Annotated in this window: 11 protein-coding genes; 7 read left to right on the top strand and 4 right to left on the bottom strand. The window is 66.4% G+C overall.

Translation table 11 applies throughout. The features are described 5' to 3' along the window. Positions 1 to 22 precede the first annotated feature (22 nt). Positions 23 to 1,687: a urocanate hydratase gene (gene hutU / locus HX774_RS11230; protein WP_178826838.1), complete on the bottom strand. Its 1,665-nt coding sequence runs from the start codon at positions 1,685 to 1,687 to the stop codon at positions 23 to 25. A 95-nt stretch (positions 1,688 to 1,782) separates the two neighbouring features. On the opposite strand from hutU, the gene HX774_RS11235 reads away from it, so the two are divergent. The 5 genes from HX774_RS11235 (at position 1,783) to HX774_RS11255 (ending at position 10,206) form a co-directional block, all read left to right on the top strand. Beyond that, positions 1,783 to 2,481, top strand: a complete 699-nt coding sequence (locus HX774_RS11235; RefSeq protein WP_178826840.1) for a UTRA domain-containing protein — start codon at positions 1,783 to 1,785, stop codon at positions 2,479 to 2,481. Positions 2,482 to 2,486: 5 nt separating this feature from the next. Next, a complete protein-coding gene (locus HX774_RS11240; protein WP_255500407.1) occupies positions 2,487 to 3,377 on the top strand; it encodes an agmatinase family protein in 891 nt (296 codons plus the stop codon). Positions 3,378 to 3,822: 445 nt separating this feature from the next. After that, on the top strand, positions 3,823 to 5,034 hold the full coding sequence (gene hutI / locus HX774_RS11245; protein WP_178826845.1) for an imidazolonepropionase: 1,212 nt from the start codon (positions 3,823 to 3,825) through the stop codon (positions 5,032 to 5,034). A 57-nt stretch (positions 5,035 to 5,091) separates the two neighbouring features. Next, the gene (locus HX774_RS11250) at positions 5,092 to 8,583 is read left to right on the top strand and encodes a DNA methyltransferase (protein WP_178826847.1); all 3,492 of its coding nucleotides are present in this window, start codon (positions 5,092 to 5,094) and stop codon (positions 8,581 to 8,583) included. 36 nt (positions 8,584 to 8,619) lie between these two features. Beyond that, complete coding sequence (locus HX774_RS11255; protein WP_178826849.1) at positions 8,620 to 10,206, top strand: NAD(P)/FAD-dependent oxidoreductase; 1,587 nt, start codon at positions 8,620 to 8,622, stop codon at positions 10,204 to 10,206. Here HX774_RS11255 and HX774_RS11260 read toward each other — a convergent pair. Together HX774_RS11260 and HX774_RS11265 are read right to left on the bottom strand one after the other, a co-directional pair. Next, positions 10,193 to 10,570: a response regulator gene (locus tag HX774_RS11260; RefSeq protein WP_114816327.1), complete on the bottom strand. Its 378-nt coding sequence runs from the start codon at positions 10,568 to 10,570 to the stop codon at positions 10,193 to 10,195. The genes HX774_RS11255 and HX774_RS11260 overlap by 14 nt on opposite strands. Continuing rightward, on the bottom strand, positions 10,567 to 12,078 hold the full coding sequence (locus HX774_RS11265; protein WP_255500408.1) for a sensor histidine kinase: 1,512 nt from the start codon (positions 12,076 to 12,078) through the stop codon (positions 10,567 to 10,569). The genes HX774_RS11260 and HX774_RS11265 overlap by 4 nt, the downstream gene beginning before the upstream one ends. 949 nt (positions 12,079 to 13,027) lie before the next feature. On the opposite strand from HX774_RS11265, the gene HX774_RS11270 reads away from it, so the two are divergent. Further along, positions 13,028 to 16,042, top strand: coding sequence for a TonB-dependent receptor domain-containing protein (locus HX774_RS11270; protein ID WP_178826851.1), 3,015 nt, complete (start codon positions 13,028 to 13,030; stop codon positions 16,040 to 16,042). Positions 16,043 to 16,223: 181 nt separating this feature from the next. Continuing rightward, positions 16,224 to 17,537, top strand: a complete 1,314-nt coding sequence (locus tag HX774_RS11275) for an amidohydrolase family protein (protein ID WP_178826853.1) — start codon at positions 16,224 to 16,226, stop codon at positions 17,535 to 17,537. Positions 17,538 to 17,686: 149 nt separating this feature from the next. Here the strand turns inward: HX774_RS11275 and HX774_RS11280 are convergent, their stop codons facing one another. After that, the gene (locus HX774_RS11280; RefSeq protein WP_178826855.1) at positions 17,687 to 20,983 is read right to left on the bottom strand and encodes an autotransporter domain-containing protein; all 3,297 of its coding nucleotides are present in this window, start codon (positions 20,981 to 20,983) and stop codon (positions 17,687 to 17,689) included. Between the last annotated feature and the right edge of the window lie 115 nt (positions 20,984 to 21,098).

Below are 21,098 nucleotides of genomic sequence, written 5' to 3' on the forward strand. Positions count from 1 at the left end.
CTCGAGGGGGAGGGCTTTCAGGTCATGTCAGGCTCGGCAGGTTCAGGCCGTGTTCGCGCGCGGCGTCCTTGGCGATGTCGTATCCTGCGTCGGCGTGGCGCATGACGCCGGTGGCCGGGTCGTTCCACAGGACGCGTTCCAGACGCTTGGCGGCTTCCGGCGTGCCGTCGGCGACAATGACGACGCCCGAGTGCTGGCTATAGCCCATGCCGACCCCGCCGCCGTGGTGCAGCGACACCCAGCTGGCGCCAGACGCGGTGTTGAGCAGGGCGTTCAGCAGGGGCCAGTCGGACACGGCGTCCGAGCCGTCCATCATGGCCTCGGTCTCGCGGTTCGGGCTGGCGACGGAGCCGGAGTCCAGATGGTCGCGACCGATGACGATGGGGGCCTTCAGCTCGCCCGAGGCCACCATGTCGTTGAACATCAGACCGGCGCGGTGACGGTCGCCCAGACCGATCCAGCAGATGCGCGCGGGAAGGCCCTGGAAGGCGATGCGCTCGCCCGCCATGTCCAGCCAGCGGTGCAGGCCGGCGTTGTCGGGGAACAGCTTCTTCATCGCCGCATCCGTCTTGCGGATGTCCTCGGGATCGCCCGACAGGGCGGCCCAGCGGAACGGTCCAATGCCGCGACAAAACAGCGGGCGGATATAGGCGGGGACAAAGCCGGGGAAGTCGAAGGCGTTCTTCACGCCCTCGTCAAAGGCGACCTGCCGGATGTTGTTGCCATAGTCGACGGTGGGGATGCCCATGGCGTGGAAGTCGAGCATGGCCTGAACGTGCACGGCCATCGACTGACGCGCGGCGGCCTCTACGGCGGCAGGGTCGCTGACGCGCTTTTCTTCCCATTCGGCGACGGTCCAGCCGGAGGGCAGGTAGCCGTTGACCGGGTCGTGGGCGCTGGTCTGATCCGTCACCAGGTCGGGACGAACGCCGCGCTTGACCATTTCAGGCAGAAGGTCAGCCGCATTGCCCAACAAGCCGATCGACAAGGCTTTCTTGTCCTTGAACGACTGCTCCAGCAGGGCCAGGGCCTCGTCCAGGGTCTCGGCCATGACGTCGACGTAGCGGGTGCGCTGGCGGAACTCGATGCGGCTGCGCTGGCACTCGATGGTGATGCACGAGGCGCCGGCCATGGTCGCAGCCAGAGGCTGGGCGCCGCCCATGCCGCCCAGGCCCGCGGTCAGGATCCACTTGCCCGACCAGTCGCCGCCATAGTGCTGGCGACCCGCCTCCATGAAGGTCTCATAGGTGCCTTGGACGATGCCCTGGGTGCCGATGTAGATCCACGACCCGGCCGTCATCTGGCCGTACATCATCAGGCCCTTGCGATCGAGTTCGTTGAAATGCTCCCAGGTCGCCCACTTGGGCACCAGGTTGGAGTTGGCGATCAGGACGCGCGGCGCGTCTTCGTGGGTGCGGAAGACGCCGACCGGCTTGCCCGACTGGACCATCAGGGTCTCGTCTGCTTCCAGCTTTTGCAGCTGCTCTACGATGGTGTCGAAGGCCTGCCAGTTGCGGGCCGCCTTGCCGATGCCGCCATAGACGACCAGGTCCTCGGGGCGCTCGGCCACCTCAGGATCGAGGTTGTTCATCAGCATCCGCATGGCCGCCTCGGCGGCCCAGGTCTTGGCGGTCTTTTCAGCGCCGTGCGGGCTGCGGATGATGCGGGTGTTGGGCGTGGCGCTCATCGATTCCTCCATGCGGCCCAGAGTGCGGGTTGGGCCGTCGTTTGGGGGGAGTGTTATGTCTAGACATTATCGCGTGCAAGGGGCAGTTTCGATTCATGGATCATGAGCCGCTTCATCGACGGATCGCCGGCGACATCGAGCGCCGTATCGCCTCGGGCGAATGGCGGCCCGGTTTCCGCATCCCGACCGAGGCCGAACTGATGGCCGAATACGGCTGCGCCCGGATGACGGTGTCGCGCGCCATGTCGGACCTGTCGGCGCGGGCCCTGGTGGTGCGGCGGCGCCGCGCCGGGACGGTGGTGGCCCATCCGCCGGTGCATTCCTCGGCCCTGGTCGCCATCCCCGACATCCAGTCCGAGGTCGAGGGCAGGGGGCTGGCCTACGCCCATCGCCTGCTGGGCCGGATCGTCCGCCCGGCGCGTGCCGACGAGGGTCTGGGCGAGCGGGTGGTCGAGCTGGAGACCCTGCATCTGGCCGACGATCTGCCCTTCGTCTTCGAACGCCGCCTGATCTCTCTGAGCGCTGCGCCCGAGGCCGAGGCCGCCGACTTCACCGCCCAGCCGCCGGGCGGATGGCTGCTGGCCCACATGCCCTGGACCGAGGCCGAGCACCGGATTTCTGCCGTCGGCGCCGACGTTGAGACCGCCAAGCATCTGGGTCTGGCCGACGGCGCCCCCTGTCTGCGGCTGGAGCGCCGCACCTGGCGCGACGGCCAGGGCGTGACCTGGGCGTGGCAGACCTTCCCCGGCGCGGCCTATGATCTGGTCGCCCGCTTCTCTCCGACCAAAGGATGATCCCGATGAGCGAACCGTCTGAAGCCCTCGGTTGGCGCTCTGTCGCGGATCTGGTGGGGAACCATCCCGACGCCCCCGTCGCCCTGATCGGCGCGCCGCTGAACGAGCGGTCGCTGACGCCGGGCCGCTGCGATCTCGGCCCCAAGGCCCTGCGCGCCGTCCTGCCGCGCCTGTCCACCTATGACGTCGAGACGGGGCTGGAGCTGGACGTTCTGGTCCACGACGCCGGCGACGTGGCGTTGAAGGCCGTCTCGCCGTTCGACGCCTTCGAGCCGGTGCGCGACGCGGTGGGGGCTCAGGCCCATCGCGCCCTGACCATCCTCGTCGGCGGCAACAACGCCATCACCCGGCCCGGTGTTCACGCCCTCGGTCTCGACCGTGTCGGCGTCTTGACGCTCGACGCCCATTTCGACCTGCGCGACACGGATCAGGGCCTGACCAACGGCAATCCTATTCAGGCTCTGCTGGACGATGGGCTGGACGGGCACCGCATCAGCCAGATCGGCCTCGCCCCCTTCGCCAACACCCGCCGCGCCCACGAAAAGGCCGAGGCGGCGGGCATCAGCGTCCGCACCGCCCGCGAATGCCGCCAGCGCGGTCTGGCGACCGTGGTGGTCGAGGAGCTGGAGCGCCTGTCGTCCCTGTGCGAGGTCATCTACGTCGACTTCGACATCGACGTCATCGACCGCAGCCAGTGGCCCGCCAGCCCAGGCGCCCGCCCCGGCGGGGTTTCGGTCCACGACTTCTTCGACGCCGCCCGCGCCATCGGCGCCCATGCCAAGGTGCGCGCCGTCGACCTGACCGAATACGACCCCTCTCTGGAAGTCGGCGACGTCGGCTCCCTGACCGCGGGACGCTGGTTCTGTGAACTGCTGGCTGGAGCCGCCGCGCGATGACACGACGCTGGATGGCGGCGCCTATTCTTCTGCTGGGCATTCTAGCGGCGGCACCCGCTTGGTCCTGCACGTATTTTGCGACGACGTACCGGGAGGATTTGTACTTCCAGCAAAGACTCTGGAGAGATTCAGACGCCGTCTTCCTCGCTAGGGCGACGCCCGTGGGTGAGGCTCAGAGTCAGCTTGTTCCAGTGGTTTCCCTTTATGGCCGGTCGCCGCCTCGACGAAGTGTGGCAAACGTCAGTGTGAACTGCGGGGAGGCGCCCTCCGAAGGCGTGGTAATCGCTTTTGCGCGCCGCATTCGAGCCAGCGACATGCCTTTGCAGCCTTGGCGGTGGGGCAGTTGGTACGTGATGGACCACCGTGCACCGGCTGAGGTCGTCGACCCGAAGGCGGTCGAAGCTTTGAAAGACGCTGCTGTCAGGCTGAAAACGGATCAGGGACAATGACCTACGACCGCCTCATCACTGACTGCCACGTCGCGACCATGACCGAGGGCGGCGTCCCCTATGGCGCGATCGAGGACGCCGCGATCCTGATCAAGGACGGGCGCATCGCCTGGGTCGGGCCGCGCGTCGATCTGCCTGTGCACAAGGCTGTGGAAACTGACAGCCTGGGCGGCCGCTGGGTCACGCCGGGCCTGATCGACTGCCACACCCATCTGGTCTTCGGCGGCGACCGCTCGGGCGAGTTCGAGCGGCGGCTGGAGGGCGCGACCTATGAAGAGATCGCCCGCGCCGGGGGCGGCATCGTCTCCTCGGTCAAGGCGACGCGCGATGCCAGCGAGGACTCCCTCTACGCCCCGGCCTGCAAGCGTCTGGAGGGGCTGAAGGCCACGGGCGTCACCACGGTCGAGATCAAGTCCGGTTATGGCCTGGACCACGACAGCGAACTGAAGATGCTGCGCGTCGCCCGCCGTATCGGGCGCGAGGCGGGGGTGCGGGTGCGCACCTCCTATCTGGGCCTGCACGCCGTCCCGCCTGAGCACAAAGCCGACCGCGCCGCCTATGTGGACAAGGCTGTGGATCAAATCCTGCCCGCCGCCCATGCCGAGGGTCTGGTCGACGCCGTGGACGCCTATTGCGAGCCCATCGCCTTCACCACGGACGAGGTGGCGCGCCTGTTCGACAAGGCCGAGGCCCTGGGCCTGCCGGTCAAGCTGCACGCCGACCAACTGTCCGACGGCGGCGGGGCGGCCCTGGCCGCCCGCTATCACGCCCTGTCCGCCGACCATATCGAGCACACGACCGAACCGGGCGTGAAAGCCATGGCCGAGGCGGGCGTGGTCGCGGTTCTGCTGCCCGGGGCCTTCCTGATGCTGCGCGAGACCAAGGCGCCGCCCGTGGCCCTGCTGCGCCAGCACGGCGTGCGCATGGCGGTGGCCACCGACTGCAACCCCGGCACCTCGCCCGTCGCCTCGATGACGGCGGCGCTGAACCTGGCCTGCGTCCAGTTCCGCCTGACGCCGGAAGAGGCCCTCGCCGGCGCCACTCGCCACGCCGCCCGCGCCCTGGGGCTGCAGGATGAGGTCGGCACGATTGAGCCGGGCAAGGCCGCCGACTTGGCCGTCTGGGACATCAGCCGCCCGGCCGAGCTCTGCTACTGGCTGGGCGCGCCGCTGCTGCATCGGCGCTACCTCGACGGCATCGACTCCTAAAGGTTGTATTTCGTCGTTATTCTAATCTAGGGTTGTTGGCGGGGAGGCCGACAATCCATGGATGCAGACGACTTCATTCGCCGCTGGTCCGAGGCTCCGATCAGCGAGCGCGCCCACTACCAGACCTTCATCGGCCAGCTGTGCCGGCTGATCGGGGTCGCGGCGCCCGATGACGAGCGGACGGGCGACCTGGACTACTGCTTCGAGCGCCCGGTGAAGTTCCTGCACGAGGACGGCGGCAGCCATCCTGGCTACATCGACTGTTATCGGCGCGGCGCCTTTGTTCTGGAGGCCAAGCAGTCGGGCAAGCGCGGAGCGGGCGGGGCGCTGGACCCGCAGCCGCAGTTGGCCCTGTTCGGCGGCAAGGGACGCAAGGCCGCGCCGCCGTCCAACACGCTCGAAACCCTGATGCGCAACGCCAAGCGGCAGGCCGAGAACTACGCCAAGGCCCTGGACGAGTGGCCGCCCTTCATCGTCGTCGTGGACGTAGGCCGCGCCATCGAGCTGTGGTCGGACTTTGGGCGGCAGGGCAAGGCCTATGCCCCGTTCCCCGACCGCGCTCGCTATCGTATCGAGATGGCGCATCTGCGCGACGAGGCGGTACGGGATCGGCTGAGGCGGGTCTGGTCCGATCCGATGAGCCTGGACCCCGCCGCCCGCGTGGCCGAGGTAACGACCGACATCGCCTCGCGCCTGGCCTGGCTAGTCCGCTCCATCGGCGGGCGCGTGGCGCTCGGCGTGGACGGACGACCCGATCCGGTGGCCAAGGCGGCGCGGGCCAATCAGACGGCTCTGTTCGTCATGCAGTGCATCTTCGCCATGTTCGCCGACAGCGTGGGCCTGATCGAGGACAAGGGTTTCAGGCGTTTTCTGGAAAGCTATCGCGGTCACGCGAACCAATTCCATCTGGGGGCGGGCGACTTCTTTCACCGCATGGACCAGGGCGGGCATTGTTCAGCCATTCGCCAGACCCTGCGCCGGTTCAACGGGGGGCTGTTCCGCCACGCTGCGGCCCTGCCGATCAACGAGGATGAACTGGAGGCCCTGATTGCAGCGGCTCAGCGCGACTGGGCCTCGGTGGAGCCGGCCATCTTCGGCGCCTTGCTGGAGCAGGCCCTGGCCCCGGACGAGCGCGCGGAACTGGGCGCCCACTACACTCCGCGCGCCTATGTCGAACGCCTGGTCGAGCCGACGATCATGGAACCCCTGCGTGCGGACTGGGAGGCCGTCGAGGCCAGCGCCATCGGCCTCTATATGGCGGGCGATCAGCGGGGGGCGCGCGGGATGGTGCGGGATTTTCACCGCGACCTGTGCCGTATCCGCGTGCTGGACCCGGCCTGCGGCACCGGCAACTTCCTCTATGTCGCCATGGGCATGATGAAGGAGCTGGAAGGCGAGGTGCTCGCTGTCCTGGCCGAGATGGGCGAGGCGCAAGGCACCCTGGCGCTGGACGGACACACGGTCAGCCCGGAGCAGTTCTGGGGGCTGGAAAAGAACGCCTACGCCGCATGGATCGCCGAGATGGTGATGTGGATCGGCTATCTGCAGTGGCATTTTCGGGTCTTTGGCGACGCCAAACCGTCGGAGCCGATCCTGCGCAACTTCGAGAAAATCAGGCAAACCGACGCCCTGCTGTCGTGGTCGCGCGAGGAACTGGTCCGCGACGCCGTGGGACGGCCCGTCACGCGCGCCCGGCCCAGACCCCGACCAGGGCGCAAGGACGGCGACGCGCCGGTGCTGTTCGACGCCGCCCCCGACGAGCGCGAGGTGGTCCGCCTGGTCGACCCGCGTCCGACGCCGTGGCCGGACGTCCACTTCATCATCGGCAATCCGCCCTTCATCGGCGGCAAGGACCTGAGGCGCGAGTTGGGCGACGGCTATGTCGACGCCCTGTGGCAGGTGCGGCAGGGGCGGTTCCGCTCGGCTGATCTGGTCACGGCCTGGTGGGACCGGGCGGCGGATATCCTGACGGCCAAGGGCTCCAGCCTGCGCCGCTTCGGCTTCATCACCACCAACTCGATCACCCAGACCTTTTCCCGCCGCGTGCTGGAGCACCACCTGAAGGGCGCGCCGCCGATGCGGCTGGTCTTCGCCATTCCCGACCACCCCTGGATCAAGGGCGGCGATCGGGCCGCCGTCCGCATCGCCATGACCGTGGCCGAGCGCGGCGAGCCGGACGGGCAGGGAAGGCTGCTGACCGTGACAGCCGAAGACGGCCTGCATAGCGATGCGCCGGACATCGTCTTCAGCGAGGCGCGCGGCGCCGTTTCGGCGGATCTGACGGTGGGGGTGGACGTGACCGAAGCCGTCGAGCTGAAGGCCAACGCCCTGTTGTGCTCGCCGGGGGTCAAGCTGCATGGGGCGGGCTTCATCGTCGCGCCGGACCGGGCGGCGGCCCTGCTGTCGGCGTCGGAGCCCGAGGCGGCCTCGCCTATCCGCGCCTATCGCAACGGCCGCGATCTGGCGGACCGGCCGCGCGGCGTCAACGTCATCGACCTGTTCGGCTGGGACGAGGGGGAGGCGAGGCGGCGTCACCCGGCGATCTTTCAGCACGTTCTGGAGACGGTGAAGCCCGAGCGGGACCGCAACAACCGGGCCTCCTATCGCGACAACTGGTGGATTTTCGGCGAGCCGCGTCGCGAACTGCGGCCGGCGCTGGAAGGCTTGCGGCGCTATATCGCCACGGTCGAGACGGCCAAGCACCGCTGGTTCCGGTTTCTGGATGCGGACATCCTGCCGGACAACAAGCTGGTGGTGATCGCCAGTGACGACGCGGCGGTTCTGGGCGTCCTGTCGTCGCGCCTGCATCAGCAGTGGTTCGTCGCCAACTCGGCGCGGATCGGCGTCTATGACGGCGACGCCGTCTATGTGAAGGGCGCCTGTTTCGACGCCTTCCCCTTTCCCGACCTCTCGGGGAGGGCCAGGGCTGAGATCGCGATCCTGGCGGACGAGATCGACGACTTGCGGGCGCAGGTGCTGGAGCGACATGATTTCCTGACCATGACCGGCCTCTACAACGCCCGCGCGCGGCTGGCCGCGGGCGCGTCGCTGACCGAGGCCGAGCGCGCGGTGCATGAGGCAGGGTGCGTCGGGCTGCTGGACCATTTGCATCAGCGGCTGGATGCGGCGGTCATGACCGCCTACGGCTGGCCGGTTGATCTGTCGGCGCAGGAGGCGGTGGTGCGTCTGGTCGCCCTGAACCGCGAGCGCGCGGTCGAGGAGGCGCGCGGCGAGGTGCGCTTCCTCCGTCCCGAATTCCAGACGGGTCGGGTCAAGACCTCGCGCCGGTCGATCCAGATCGAGGCGACCCTGGACGCCGCCGTCACCCTGCCGTCACTGCCTGAGGCGCCGGGGCCTATGGCGTCCGCGCTCCTGCATGCCCTCAGACAAGAAGGCGTGCCGGTCGGCCCGCGCGCTCTGGCGGCCCGGTTCGGCGGGCGTCGGGGGCGGCGGATGGAGGACCGCATCGAACAGACCCTCGCCGTCCTGGCCGTGGCCGGGTCGGTGCAGCGCACTCAGGACGGATGGTTCACCCCGCGGCGAGTCTGATGCTAGCCTCCGCCTCTGGAAGCGGGGGCGAGCAGGATGGCGCAATCACAGACGGACGTCGTCATTCTCGGCGGCGGCCACAACGGGTTGGTCTGCGCCTTCTATCTGGCGCGGGTCGGGCTGAAGGTGACGGTGCTGGAGCGGCGCGGCGTCGTCGGCGGGGCGGCGGTGACGGAGGAGTTTCATCCCGGCTTCCGCAACTCGACCGCCAGCTACACCGTCAGCCTGCTGAACCCGCGCGTGATCGCCGACATGGAGCTGGCGCGCCACGGGCTGCGGGTGGTCGAGCGGCGGGCTGCCAACTTCCTGCCCTTTGACGACGGGCGCTACCTGCTGACCGGCGAGGGGCGGACCCAGGCTGAGGTGGCCAAGTTCTCGGTGCGCGATTCCGAACGCCTGCCCGACTATGAGGCGCGGCTGGAGACGGTCGCCGCCATCCTGCGCGACCTGATCCTGACGCCGCCGCCGAACGTGGTCGAGGGCGGCTGGCTGGCGGCTCTGCCGGAGATGCTGAAGGCGGCGTCGCTGGGGCGGCGGGTCTCGGGTCTGGGCCTGGCGGCGCAGCGCGACCTGCTGGACCTGTTCGCCAAGTCGGCGGGCGACTGGCTGGACGGCTGGTTCGAGAGCGATCCGATCAAGGCCCTGTTCGGTTTCGACAGCGTCGTCGGCCACTACGCCAGCCCCTATACCCCCGGCTCGGCCTATGTCCTGCTGCATCACGTCTTCGGAGAGGTGAACGGCAAGAAGGGCGCCTGGGGGCACGCCATAGGCGGCATGGGCGCCATCACTCAAGCCATGGCCGCCGCCTGCGCCGAACAGGGCGTCGACATCCGGCTGGACGCGCCGGTCGCTGAGGTGCTGACCGAAAAGGGCCGGGCGGTCGGGGCCGTGACCGAGACGGGCGACGTGATCCGCGCCCGCGCCGTCGTCTCCAATCTGCATCCGCGCCTGCTGTTCGACCGGCTGGTCGATCCGGCGGTGGTCCCGGCGGACTTCACCGAGCGGATGGGCCGTTACGCCTCCGGCTCCGGCACCTTCCGCATGAATCTGGCCCTGTCCGAACTGCCCCGGTTCACCGCCTTGCCGGGGGCGGGCGATCATCTGACGGCGGGCATCATCATCGCGCCGACCCTGGCCTATATGGACCGCGCCCATGCCGAGGCGCGGCTGAACGGCTGGTCGTCCAAGCCCATCGTCGAGATGCTGATCCCCTCAACCCTGGACGACAGCCTGTCGCCCCCGGGGCAGCACGTCGCCAGCCTGTTCTGCCAGCACGTTGCGCCGGATCTAAGCGATGAGCATCGCGACACTGTGGCCGACCTGATGATCGAGACGGTCGAGGCCCATGCGCCGGGCTTCAAGGCCTCGGTGGTCGGGCGGCTGGCGTTGGGGCCCCGCGATCTGGAGCGGCGCTTCGGCCTGATCGGCGGCGACATCTTCCATGGGCGACTGACGCTGGATCAGCTGTTCAGCGCCCGGCCGGTGCTGGGCCATGCCGATCACCGGATGCCTGTGCCGGGGCTCTACCTGTGCGGTTCCGGCGCCCATCCCGGCGGCGGCGTCACGGGCGCGCCGGGCCACAATGCGGCGCGCGCCGTGCTGAAGGACCTCAGGCCAGGCTGATGTTCATCGCCTTCATCAGGGCGTCGCGGATTGCGCCTTCGGTAAAGGGTTTCTGGATGGTCGGATTGCCGCGCCAGTGTTCGGGCAGACCCGCCTCGCCATAGCCGGTCGAGAAGACGAAGGGCACGCCGCGCGCGCGCAGGGCCTCGGCCACCGGAAAGACCTCACGGCCCGCCACGTTGACGTCCAGCAGGGCGGCGTCCAGCGACGCCTCGGTCGTGGCGGCGATCAACCCGTCGTCGATATTGGATTCGGGGCCCACGACCGTGCACCCCATGTCGTCGAGGATGGTTTCCAGCAACATGGCCACCAGGGACTCGTCTTCAATCACCAGTACGCGACGGCCCTGCAAAGCGTTGGTCATGCGGCTTCCTTACTCAACGGGATAGTGATTTCGGCGGTAAAACCGTCGTCGCGATAGTGCATCTGAACCGTGCCCGCCAGATCGTGACGGACATTGCGTTCGATCAAGCGGCTGCCGAAGCCCCGCCGTTCCGGCACGGTCACGGACGGCCCGCCGGTCTCGCGCCAGACGATGCCCAGCTGCGGATGGGTCTGGTTCGCCACCGACCAGTCGACCAGCACCCGACCGTCGCCGGACGACAGCGCCCCGTACTTGGCGGCGTTGGTCGCCAGTTCGTGAAAGATCATGCCCAGGGACACGGCCATGGCCGGGTCCAGCGCCACGTTCGGCCCGTTCAGGGTCAGGCGATGCAGGCCGTGGGCCGTGGTTTCGTGCTCCAGCACCTCGCGCAGGTCGGCGCCTTCCCAGTGGCTGCGGGTCAGCAGGTCGTGGGTGTGCGACAGGGACAGGATGCGCGACTGGAAGGTCTCGGCGAAGGAGCGGGGGTCCTCGTGCGAGCGCGCCGTCTGCATGGCGATGGACTGGACCGTGGCCAGGGTGTTCTTCACCCGGTGGTTCAGTTCGTCGATCATCAGTTTCTGGCGTTCGGCGGCCAGGACGGTGTCGGTGACGTCATGCCCCTGGACGAAGACGCCCATGATCGTGCCGGCGTCGTTGCGGATCGGCTGATAGATGAAGTTCAGATAGCGGGTCGCCAGCAAGCCGTCGGGCGTCTGCTGCAACTGCACGGGACTCTGCCGCCCCTGGCAGGGCTCGCCCGTCGCCAGCACCTCGTCGAGAAAATCATAGAAGCCCTGACCCGCCAGTTCCGGCAGGGCCTCGCGGATGGGCTTTCCGATCACGTCGCGATGGCCGATCAACTGACCATAGGCGCCGTTGTGCAGTTGGATCACGTGTTGCGGCCCGTTCAGCACGGCGACGAAGCCCGGCGTCTGCATGAACATGTCCAGCAGCTGTCGCCGCTCCGTCTCCAGCCGCCGATTGTCCGCTTGAACGCTCATGGCGCGACGGAACATCCCGCCGCCGATCAGGCTGTCCAGAGCCGAGGATGGGTCTGCGGGCCGAAGCCGCCCGACCTGACGACGCAGCCGTTCCAGTTCGGTGATGTCGCTGGTGTGCTGAAGGATGTGGGTGACGCGACCCTCGGCGTCCTTGATCGGGGTGTGGGTGCAACTCCAGTAGCGGTCTTCGTAGGTTGTCGTTCCGTCGTCCTGCGGCACCGGAATGGGATAGTGAAGGACGGCTAGATGATCGGGTTTCCCGGTCGCCAGCACCTTCTCGAAGGAGGCCAGAAGTTGGCGAGCGTTTTCCTGCGCTTCCTGACCCGGACCCCCGTCATATTCCTGCATCACCAGCTGACCCAGCAGCTCCTCGCGGCGGCGCTGGGTCACGTCCAGATAGGCCTGATTCATCCCCGCATAGCGAAGCTCGGCGTCCAGCAGCATATAGGGATTGGGCGAGGCGTCGAACGCAGCGACCAGATCGATTGTCTTGGCGAGTGTTCGCAATAGGACCCCCGTAGTCGCACACCTAACGCGACCGAAAGCGAAAGGGTGCGTGTTCCTGACGCAAAATCGGCGGGGATGTCCAGTCGCTGCGTCTGCGCCCTGGATTGTTCTCGACCCTGCCCGGTCTGCCGTGTCGGTGCGCCGCCTTTAGCCTAGGCCTGAGGCAGGTTGCGCCTCTGGCCTTGGGAACGGACCTGTCGAGCCTGATCGTGTCTTCAATCGCGACGTTTCACGGTAAATATGACCGCGCCGCCTTGGCCTGGCGTCAGGCATCATATCGGGACCCGGGGGCTGCGGCAGGCTGTTCTGACCTTCTGCTCCAGCCCTTCACGATGAGGTGGAACACAGAGCTCTGAGCGCGCCGGGTTGTGGTCCGGTGTTCGAGGCGATCGCAGCGTCCAGGCGCCCATTCGTTCTATGGCCGCCTTCCGCGAAGGTGCACGGCCACCTTGCAATGAGGCCTGTGCGCTCTCTGAGTATTTGCGGACTCAAGACCTTGAACAGGCACAGAGTCCTATTCGGTCAAGCAGGCTGTGTATGGGAGCTGATGGCCGGTGAACCTATTTTCCAGTGAGCCTGTGATTCGACTCACTGTCATTCCGCCGACAGGAAGGTGGTCGTGGCGCCGGGCGGTCTGGTCAGGATGCAGTCTCTGACAGAGGCCGGCGTGGGCATGATGTTCGAAAAGCGTCACAAGAGCGGACGCAGCCGAGCCGGCGGCAAGGATTTCGGCAGGGTTAAAATTTGCATCAATCGCAGTTGAATGAGCACGAAAGCAATCAATCTATACCGTTAAGGTTCTGATTTTGAAATATAAATTTCTCCCCGCCTCATTTCGTCATTTTTATGTCTTGTTTGTGTCTCGAATAGCGGTGAGGGTTCGGCTTAGCGGCGCCTTGGGGGAGGAGTTGCTGACACTAGTCGGCACTGTTTTCTTGAGGGGAATTCCATGAGTCGTTCTCAACGTCAGGGCGCACGCCCTGCCGCGTATCGCGCCCTGCTGGCCGGTGGGTCTGCGTCTCTAGCCTTGCTGAGCGGGGGCGCCGCAACGGCGCAAGAAGCGCCGGATCAAGGTCAGGCGGCGGTCGAACTGGGGGAGGTCGTCGTCACCGGCTCGCGGATCGCCAGACGTGACTATGCCTCCAACAGCCCGCTGGTCTCGGTCACGGCAGAGGCCATCGAGAATACGGGTCAGGTCACGGTCGAAAAGGCTCTGACGCAGATGCCCCAGTTCTCGGGCGCCATGGGTCAGAGCACCAGCGGCTCGTCTTCGACATCTCTGAACGGCGGGCAGGCTTACGCCAGCCTGCGCGGTCTGGGTTCCAAGCGCACATTGCTGCTGCTGGACGGCAAGCGCCTTCAGCCCTCCAACCCGGACGGATCGGTTGATCTGAATATCATTCCCGAGGCCTTGATCGGAAATGTCGAGGTCATCACCGGCGGCGCCTCGACCGCTTATGGTTCAGATGCGACGGCGGGCGTGGTCAACTTCCGCCTGAAGCGAGACTTCAGCGGCGTGACGGTCGCCTCTCAGTACGGCGTCAGCGACTATGGCGACGGCGAGAGCTTCCGACTGTCCGTGACGGCGGGCGACCGCTTCGCCGATGACCGCGGCCGGGCCGTGATCTCGCTGGACTACTCGATGCGCGACACCGCGTTGCAGGCCGAGCGGGACTATTATTACCGTCGAAACCGCGAGTCGAACACGGCGATCATCGCCCAGGGGACGGCCCAGTTCGGCACCAATCGCCCGACGCTGGCGGCGGTGAACGATGTCTTTGTCGGACAGTATGGGACCGCGCCTGTTCTGGGCGTCAACGGCTTCTACAATGGCCAGATTGGCTTCAACACCGGCGACCAGACCCTGTTCAACCTCGGCGGCGCGTCGAAGGTGATGAACCTGCGTGACCCCGAGACCGACAACGCCTTCCTGAACGCGGCCGGCACCAATATGCTGTGGGGCTGGACCCGGAACAGCGTTCAGAACGACAATGAGCGCTATTCGCTGTTCTCGCGCGTGGACTATGAGGTCGCGCCGAATGTCGACTTCTTCATCCAGGGTTCGCTGACCAGCTATCAGTCCGAAGGTATCTTCAACCCGACGTTGGCGGGCTTGGCCTATGCCCTGAATGTTCCCGTCACCAATCCCTATATCGGCGCCGACTTCGCCAAGATCTTGGCCTCGCGTCCCAATCCAACGGCGGACTTTGTGTTCTGGAAGGACCTGGATTTTGCGGGTCCGCGTCTGCAGTCCTACGCCTATGACGTCTATCAGTTCATCAGCGGACTGTCGGGCGATGTGGGTTACAAGGACTGGACCTGGGAAGCCTATGTCAGTGTTTCCAAGGCTCAGTTTGAGAACAATCAGACGGGTGGGGTAAGCCGCGCCGCCATTTCTCGCCTGCTTTACAGCCCCACCGGCGGCTCGGAGTTCTGCTCGGGCGGTCTGAACCCCTTCGGCAATCACGTGCCGTCGGCCGAGTGCGCCAACTATGTGACGCGTCGGACCACGAACACCAACGAACTGACCCAGCGTATGGCTGAAGTAACGGTGCAGGGGGGTCTGTTCACGCTGCCGGCGGGCGAGGTTCGCTTCGCCGTCGGAGCCGACTACCGCTACAATCACTTCGCCTTCCAGCCGGATTCCTTGCTGGACCAGCCAGACGGAACCAGCGACATTCTGGGCTATAGTCCGCTGCGCGCCTCGTCCGGCGAAGTGGACACGACGGAGGTCTATGCCGAGTTCCTGGTGCCGTTGTTGCGCGACCTGCCCTTCATTCAGGAGCTGGAGCTCGATCTCGGCTATCGTTACTCGGATTACAGCTCCGTCGGCGGCGTCCACGCCTACAAGGCCGACCTGAACTGGCGCATCAACGAGCCGCTGCGCCTTCGCGGCGGATACAATCGTGCGGTCCGCGCTCCCAGCGTCGGCGAACTATACTCGCCGATCTCGTCTGCGACCGTCGACATCGGCACAGCGACGGGCGCCAATACCAGCGGGGACCCCTGCGACATCCGCAGTTCGTTCCGCAATGGACCAGACGGCGCCAAGGTTCGCCAGCTCTGTATCGACCTGGGCGTCCCGTCCTCGATCATCGACACCTATCAGTTCGGCGCATCGCAGGTCTTCGCCCTGACCGGCGGCAACCCGCAACTGGAAGAAGAGACGGCCGACACCTATTCGTTCGGGGCGGTCGTACAGTCGACGTTCAAGTCGCCGTGGCTGAGCAACATCACCGCTTCGATCGACTGGTATCAGATCAAGGTGTCCGAAGCGGTCGGCACCCTCGGGGTCGGCAATGCGATCCGCTATTGCTTCAACAACGGCGGAAATAACCCGACTTACGACAAGAACAACTACTACTGTAGCTTGCAGGGGCGCAGCGCGGCCGACGGCAACATGGTCGCGCCTCGTCAGCCCTTGCTGAATCTGGGCCAGTTCAATGTGACGGGCGTCGATCTGCAGTTCGACTGGCGCCTGCATCTGGCGGACATAGGCCTGCCGGACGACGGCACGCTGAGCTTTGGTTCGGCCATCAGCTATCTGAGCAGCTTCGAGATTCAGGCTTTGCCGGGGGCCCCGACCTATGACTACGCGGGCACCTGGGGCACGGCGATCGAGGCCAACGCCGGTCAGGCGCACCCGGAATGGAAGGCCAACTCCAGCATCACCTATTCGCGGGACAGTTGGAACATCGGTCTGCGCTGGCGCCACATGTCGGAGATGATGAACAGCGCCCGTGTGACCTCGCCGACCAGCACCACCCTGGGGGTGGACGTCTATGACGTGTTCGACCTGAATGCGCGCGTGGACGCCCCCTACGGGACGACGCTTCGGTTCACCGTGACCAATCTGTTCAACGAGGCCCCGCCGCAGGTGGGCGATGTGCGCGGGACCTACGACCCGCAGAACTACGACGTTCTCGGTCGCTACTACACGGTGGCCGTCAGCAAGACCTTCTGAGCTATCGATTGAAGCTTCGAGGCCTCGAGGGCGGCGTGATGATTGTCGCGTCGTTCTCGAGGATGGCCTTTGGGCCGCGGCGTCTGATCCGAACGACCTGGCCAGGATCACCCGCGAGGGGCGTTCGGCGGCGCGTTTTTACAGTCATGGGGCGGCGAGTTTGCGCCGCGCGGAGGAGGATATGAGTTTGTCATCGAAGAAATCCTGGGTCATCGGCTTTGCTGCGGCCCTTCTGACCACGAGTCCGGTTCTGGCCCTTCAGGCCGCTCCGGCATCGACCGTGTCCTATATTCACGCTGGGCGTCTGCTGGCTGATCCCGCCACGGGCCGCGTGACCGAGCGCCAGACCCTGGTGATCGAGAATGGTCGTGTGCGCGAGATCGTCGATGGTTTTGTCGGCGAAGGTCACGTGGTGGACTTGTCGAACCAGTTCGTCCTGCCGGGCATGATCGACAGCCATGTTCACATCACCAACCAGCAGGGCGAAGGCAATCGCGTCGCCCGCTTCACCAACACCGCCGCTGATTCCGCGGTTCAGGGCGCGGCCTATGCCCTGGTCACGCTGAAGGCCGGGTTCACGACCGTGGCCGACCTCGGCGGGTCCAGCGACGCCGTTGTCGCCCTGCGGAACGGTATCGCCGCCGGCAAGATTCCGGGGCCGCGCCTTCTAGTTTCGGCCGGCACTGTTACGCCGCATGGCGGCCACGGCGACGCCAATGGCGTCAGCAGCGCCATGGTGCCCGTCCTGCGCACGAACGGGGTGTGCTCGGGCGCCGACGAATGCCGTCGTGCCGTGCGCGAGCGCGTTCGCTCGGGCGCCGACATCATCAAGATCACCGCAACGGGCGGCGTTCTGTCGGATACGGGCGCGGGCCTGGGGCAGCAGTTCTCCGACGAGGAACTGGCGGCCATTGTCGAGACCGCTCACTTCATGGGGCGGACGGTGACTGCGCACGCGCACGGTACGGACGGCATCAACAGCTTTCTGCGCGCCGGCGGCGACTCGATCGAGCACGGCACCTTCCTCGACGATGAATCGATCCGCATCTTCAAGGGCAACAACGGCTGGCTGGTCCCGACCTTGCTGGCCGGCGACTATGTGGCGCGCGAGGCGGCTCGTCCGGGTACCTTCTTCACCCCCAACCAGCGCCAGAAGTCGCTGGAAGCGGGTCCGCAAATGCTGGACATGGCGCGACGCGCGCACCGCGCCGGTGTCCAGATCGCCTTTGGCACCGACTCCGGCGTCTCGCCGCATGGTGAAAACGCCAAGGAGTTCGCCTTGCTGGTTCAGGCCGGTCTGACGCCTTTGCAGGCGGTTCAGGCGGCGACCGTCAACGCGGCGACCCACTTCAAGCTGCAGAATGAAATCGGCCGCCTGACGCCGGGCTATGCCGCGGACATCGTCGCCGTTTCCGGCAACCCGCTGGACGACGTCACGACGCTGGAAAAGGTCGGCTTCGTGATGAAGGGCGGCGTCGTCTATCTCCAGGAATAGTCGACGAACTCGCGGCCTATAGCGGTGAGTTGAAGAGGGCCGGTGAAAATCGGCCCTCTTTCCTGCTCGGTGATGGGCGGGTGCATGCCGCCATAGAAAAAGGCCGCCGGGCGAACCCGGCGGCCTTTTTTGCTGGTCGGTGGATCCGATCAGAACTTGAAGCTGGCCCGCAGCAGCAGGGTGTAGCGGACGTAGTCTTCCAGCAGTTCTGCGTCGCCGGTGATGGCCAGCATGCCCAGATCGTTGCCGATGTTCAGGCGGAAGCCCAGGATGGGGCCGCCGCCTTCGATGCTGGCGGGGTCCAGGGTGAAGGCGTCGCCGCCCGAGGCGAAGCGGGCGATGGTCGTGCCGGCGTCGACCGAGAAGTTCTGGCGCCAGCCGAGGCGGACCTCGGGGCGAATCCAGCCGTTCTGGCCGAAGCCGTAGCCGATGTTCACGGCGGCTACGCCGGAGAACATATGGCCGTCGCGCTCTTCGATATCGAGATCGAACCCGTCGCCGCCACCCTGTTCGGTGCGTGCGTCTTCGCTCAGCGAGAAATACTCGCCGTAGATTTCGGGACGAACGTTCAGGCGACCGAAGTTGCGTTCGTAGGAAGCGCCGCCGGCCGCGGCCAGGGTGAAGCCGTGCCAGTCGGACTCGTTCTTCAGGTTCAGACCGTCAGCGACCAGTTTGCGGGTGGCGTTGAACGAGGCGTAGCCGCCCGCTGCCCGCGCCCAGGTCGTCCAGTACTGGCCCTGGGCTCGCCAGTAGAGGCCCAACTCCAGCAGATTGGCCGACAGGACTTCCTCAGCGGCCGCTTCGGGGTCTTCCAGGTCGGACGAGGTGAAGGCGGCGGACAGGCCGATGGCGCCCATGCTGGTGCCGCGTTCGACGCCGCCGGCGACGCCGAAGCCTTCCGAACGGAAGCCGTAGGAGTCGGTCTTGTCCTTGTCGGCGTAGAAGTTGATTTCCTGAACCCAGGCGCTGGTCTCGCCCGGCGCGGCCGAGGCGTTGCGGCCGGTCAGGGCGCGGGTCACAGCATCAACGCCGCTGGCCAGGGAGAGCAGGGGGCCGCCCGAGTGGTCGGGAAGCATCTGCTCGTAGATGTCGAAGAAGCCGTCGCGGCCGGTCTGGTTGAGGATGGCGTTGCGGATGGCTTCGTTCTGACCCAGGGCGCCGTAGATCGAGTCATAGGCGGCGGATTCCACGCCGATCATGCCGGCTTCTTCCGCAGTGCGTCGGCGGGCGTCGATGTAGATGTCGCCGGCGGCGGCGTCGACGCCGGTCTTCACGACGAAAGCGTAGGGCGAGTTGGCCTGGGCCGCGTCGGGGTCAATCGTGCCGGCGTTCAGGGTGTCGGCGTCGATGATGGTGAAGCGGGTTTCGGTCTGGATCAGGGAGTTGAAGCGAACGCCCAAGTCTGCGCCGGTCGCGATATCGGCGGCGCCGTTGACCTTGAAGCCGCCGGAGGTCCCGTTCGCGGGGTCCAGCGTCACGATCAGCGCGCCGTCCGCGCCGACGTTGAGTCCGGTCACTTCCAACTGGCCGGAGTGGCGCGCGTCGAGCGTGCCCTTGGAGATGTTGATGTCCAGCAGACCGTCGGCGTTGGACAGCTTTCCGGTCACAACGGCGCCGCCCGAGATGGACAGCGTGTCAGCGCCGGCGCCGAATGAGATGTCGCCCGTGACCGTGCCGTTGCGGATGTCCAGCACATCGGCGCCGGAGCCAAGGCGGATCTCACCCTGGATGGCCGGTTCCTTGCTGTCCGGCACGCCGTCCTTGTCGGCATCGGGCAATTCCGTGCCAGGTACGACGACGCCGTCCTGGATGAAAGAGACGCCCGTGGTGTTCTTGCTGAGATCGACGGCGACGGCCTTGCCGGTCTGGTCGATATCGGCCGTGGGGCTAATGCCGGAGGCGATCACGCCCGTGTTGCGGAAGCTGCTCAGCGTGCCGGAGTCATCCCTGATCGCCACGGCATCAGTCTTGGAGCCGCCGACGCCCGCAGTGATCTGACCAGAATTTTCAAATGAAGGCAGGGAAGCGCCAGCTTCAATCAGGACGCCGGAAACCGTGTGCACGCCATCGGAGACGGCGGTCGCCTGGATCGTTCCCTTGTTGACCAAGGTCGGCAAATCAGCGCCGGCTCCGACCAGGACTGCGGTGCTGTTGGCGTTGAGCGCGCTCGCAGCAACAGTCCCTGAGTTGAAGAAGCCGCCTTCAACCGTGACCGCTTGGCCGGTTCCCCCGATCCGAAGCCCTTGAGCGTTGATGCCGGTGTAAACGCCCGAGGCTTCGATGGAGCCGCGATTGATCAGACCGTAGGCATTGTCGCCCGTTCCGACCGCATTGAGGGTGATGGCGCTGGTGCTGGAGCCGACCAGAACGGCGGGCGCGCCGCCGTACGACTTGATGGTCGCCGTGCCCTCGGAAGCATCGGGAAGGCCGTCGCCGTCGCGGTCAGTGTCTTCACGATTCTTGACGCCGTCGCCGTCGTCGTCTTCGTCGCCGTTCTTGACGCCGTCGCCGTCGTCGTCGCCTTCAACGCCGCCCTTCAGATACTGAGGGCCGGTGTCAAACACCACGCCGCCGGTGACGTCGCCTGCGATCCGCACGGCCGGACCGCCTTGCAGCAGGTCATCGGCGTCCAGGTCTTCAAGATAGAGGGTTTCGTTCTTGACGTCGCCCGTTGTCGGCTTGGCCGTAGGGGGCGTGGTGTAGCGATATCCCGTCGAGGAGATGGCCCCCTGGATCTTGACCGAGCCCTGGACATCGCCATCCAGAGCGACGCCGGTGGCGTTCTCGCCCTGGGCGGAGATGCTGCCCAGGATGGCGACGTTGCCGGTCACTGGGCCCGTAACATGGACGCCGTAGCTGTTGTCGCCGACCACGCCGATGGTGCCAAGATTGGTCAGGTTGCCGACCAAGGGGGCTTCGATGGCGACGCCTGCGGAGTTGTTGCCCTCGACCTTGATGGACCCCCCCGCTTCGATCAGCATATTTCCGGTCAGGGGCGTCGCACCCGAGACACGGACGCCATAGCGGTTGGCGCCGCTGGCGAAGGGACCGTCCAGGTCGCCGTCTTTGTCGGTGTCGGTGTATTCTTCGATCGAGTCGGTGATGGTGATCGCGCCGCCGACCGTGACACTGGCCGTGTTACCGCCCTGCACCAGGATGCCGGTGGCGCCGTCGGCGGCCTTTTCCATCTTGATGGAGGAGCCGGCGTCCAGATCGACGTTATTGCTGGAATCGACGGTGATCGCCGCGCCGCTGGTGACGGCGATGGAGCCGTCCTTGTCCAGGCGGATATTGTCAGGCGCTCCAGCCTTGGCGGTCGATGTGGAGATCGGCGTGGTGCGCGCCGTCGAGATCACGGTCTCGGGCGTCGGCGTCGTTTGCGCCTGAGCGCCGACGGCGACCATCAAGGGAGCGATCGCCACTGCGGTCGCGAGCAGAATACGCATTAGTTAGAAACCCCTCGTGGACACACGCGCAACGACGCCAGCCGTCCGTCTATCAGGCTCGGCGTCGCCATGCCCCAAGTTTCTCGAATTTGAGGCGATTGCAAGGCCCGGCGTA

Source organism: Brevundimonas sp. P7753, from assembly GCF_013386595.1.
Taxonomy (GTDB): Bacteria; Pseudomonadota; Alphaproteobacteria; order Caulobacterales; family Caulobacteraceae; genus Brevundimonas; species Brevundimonas bullata.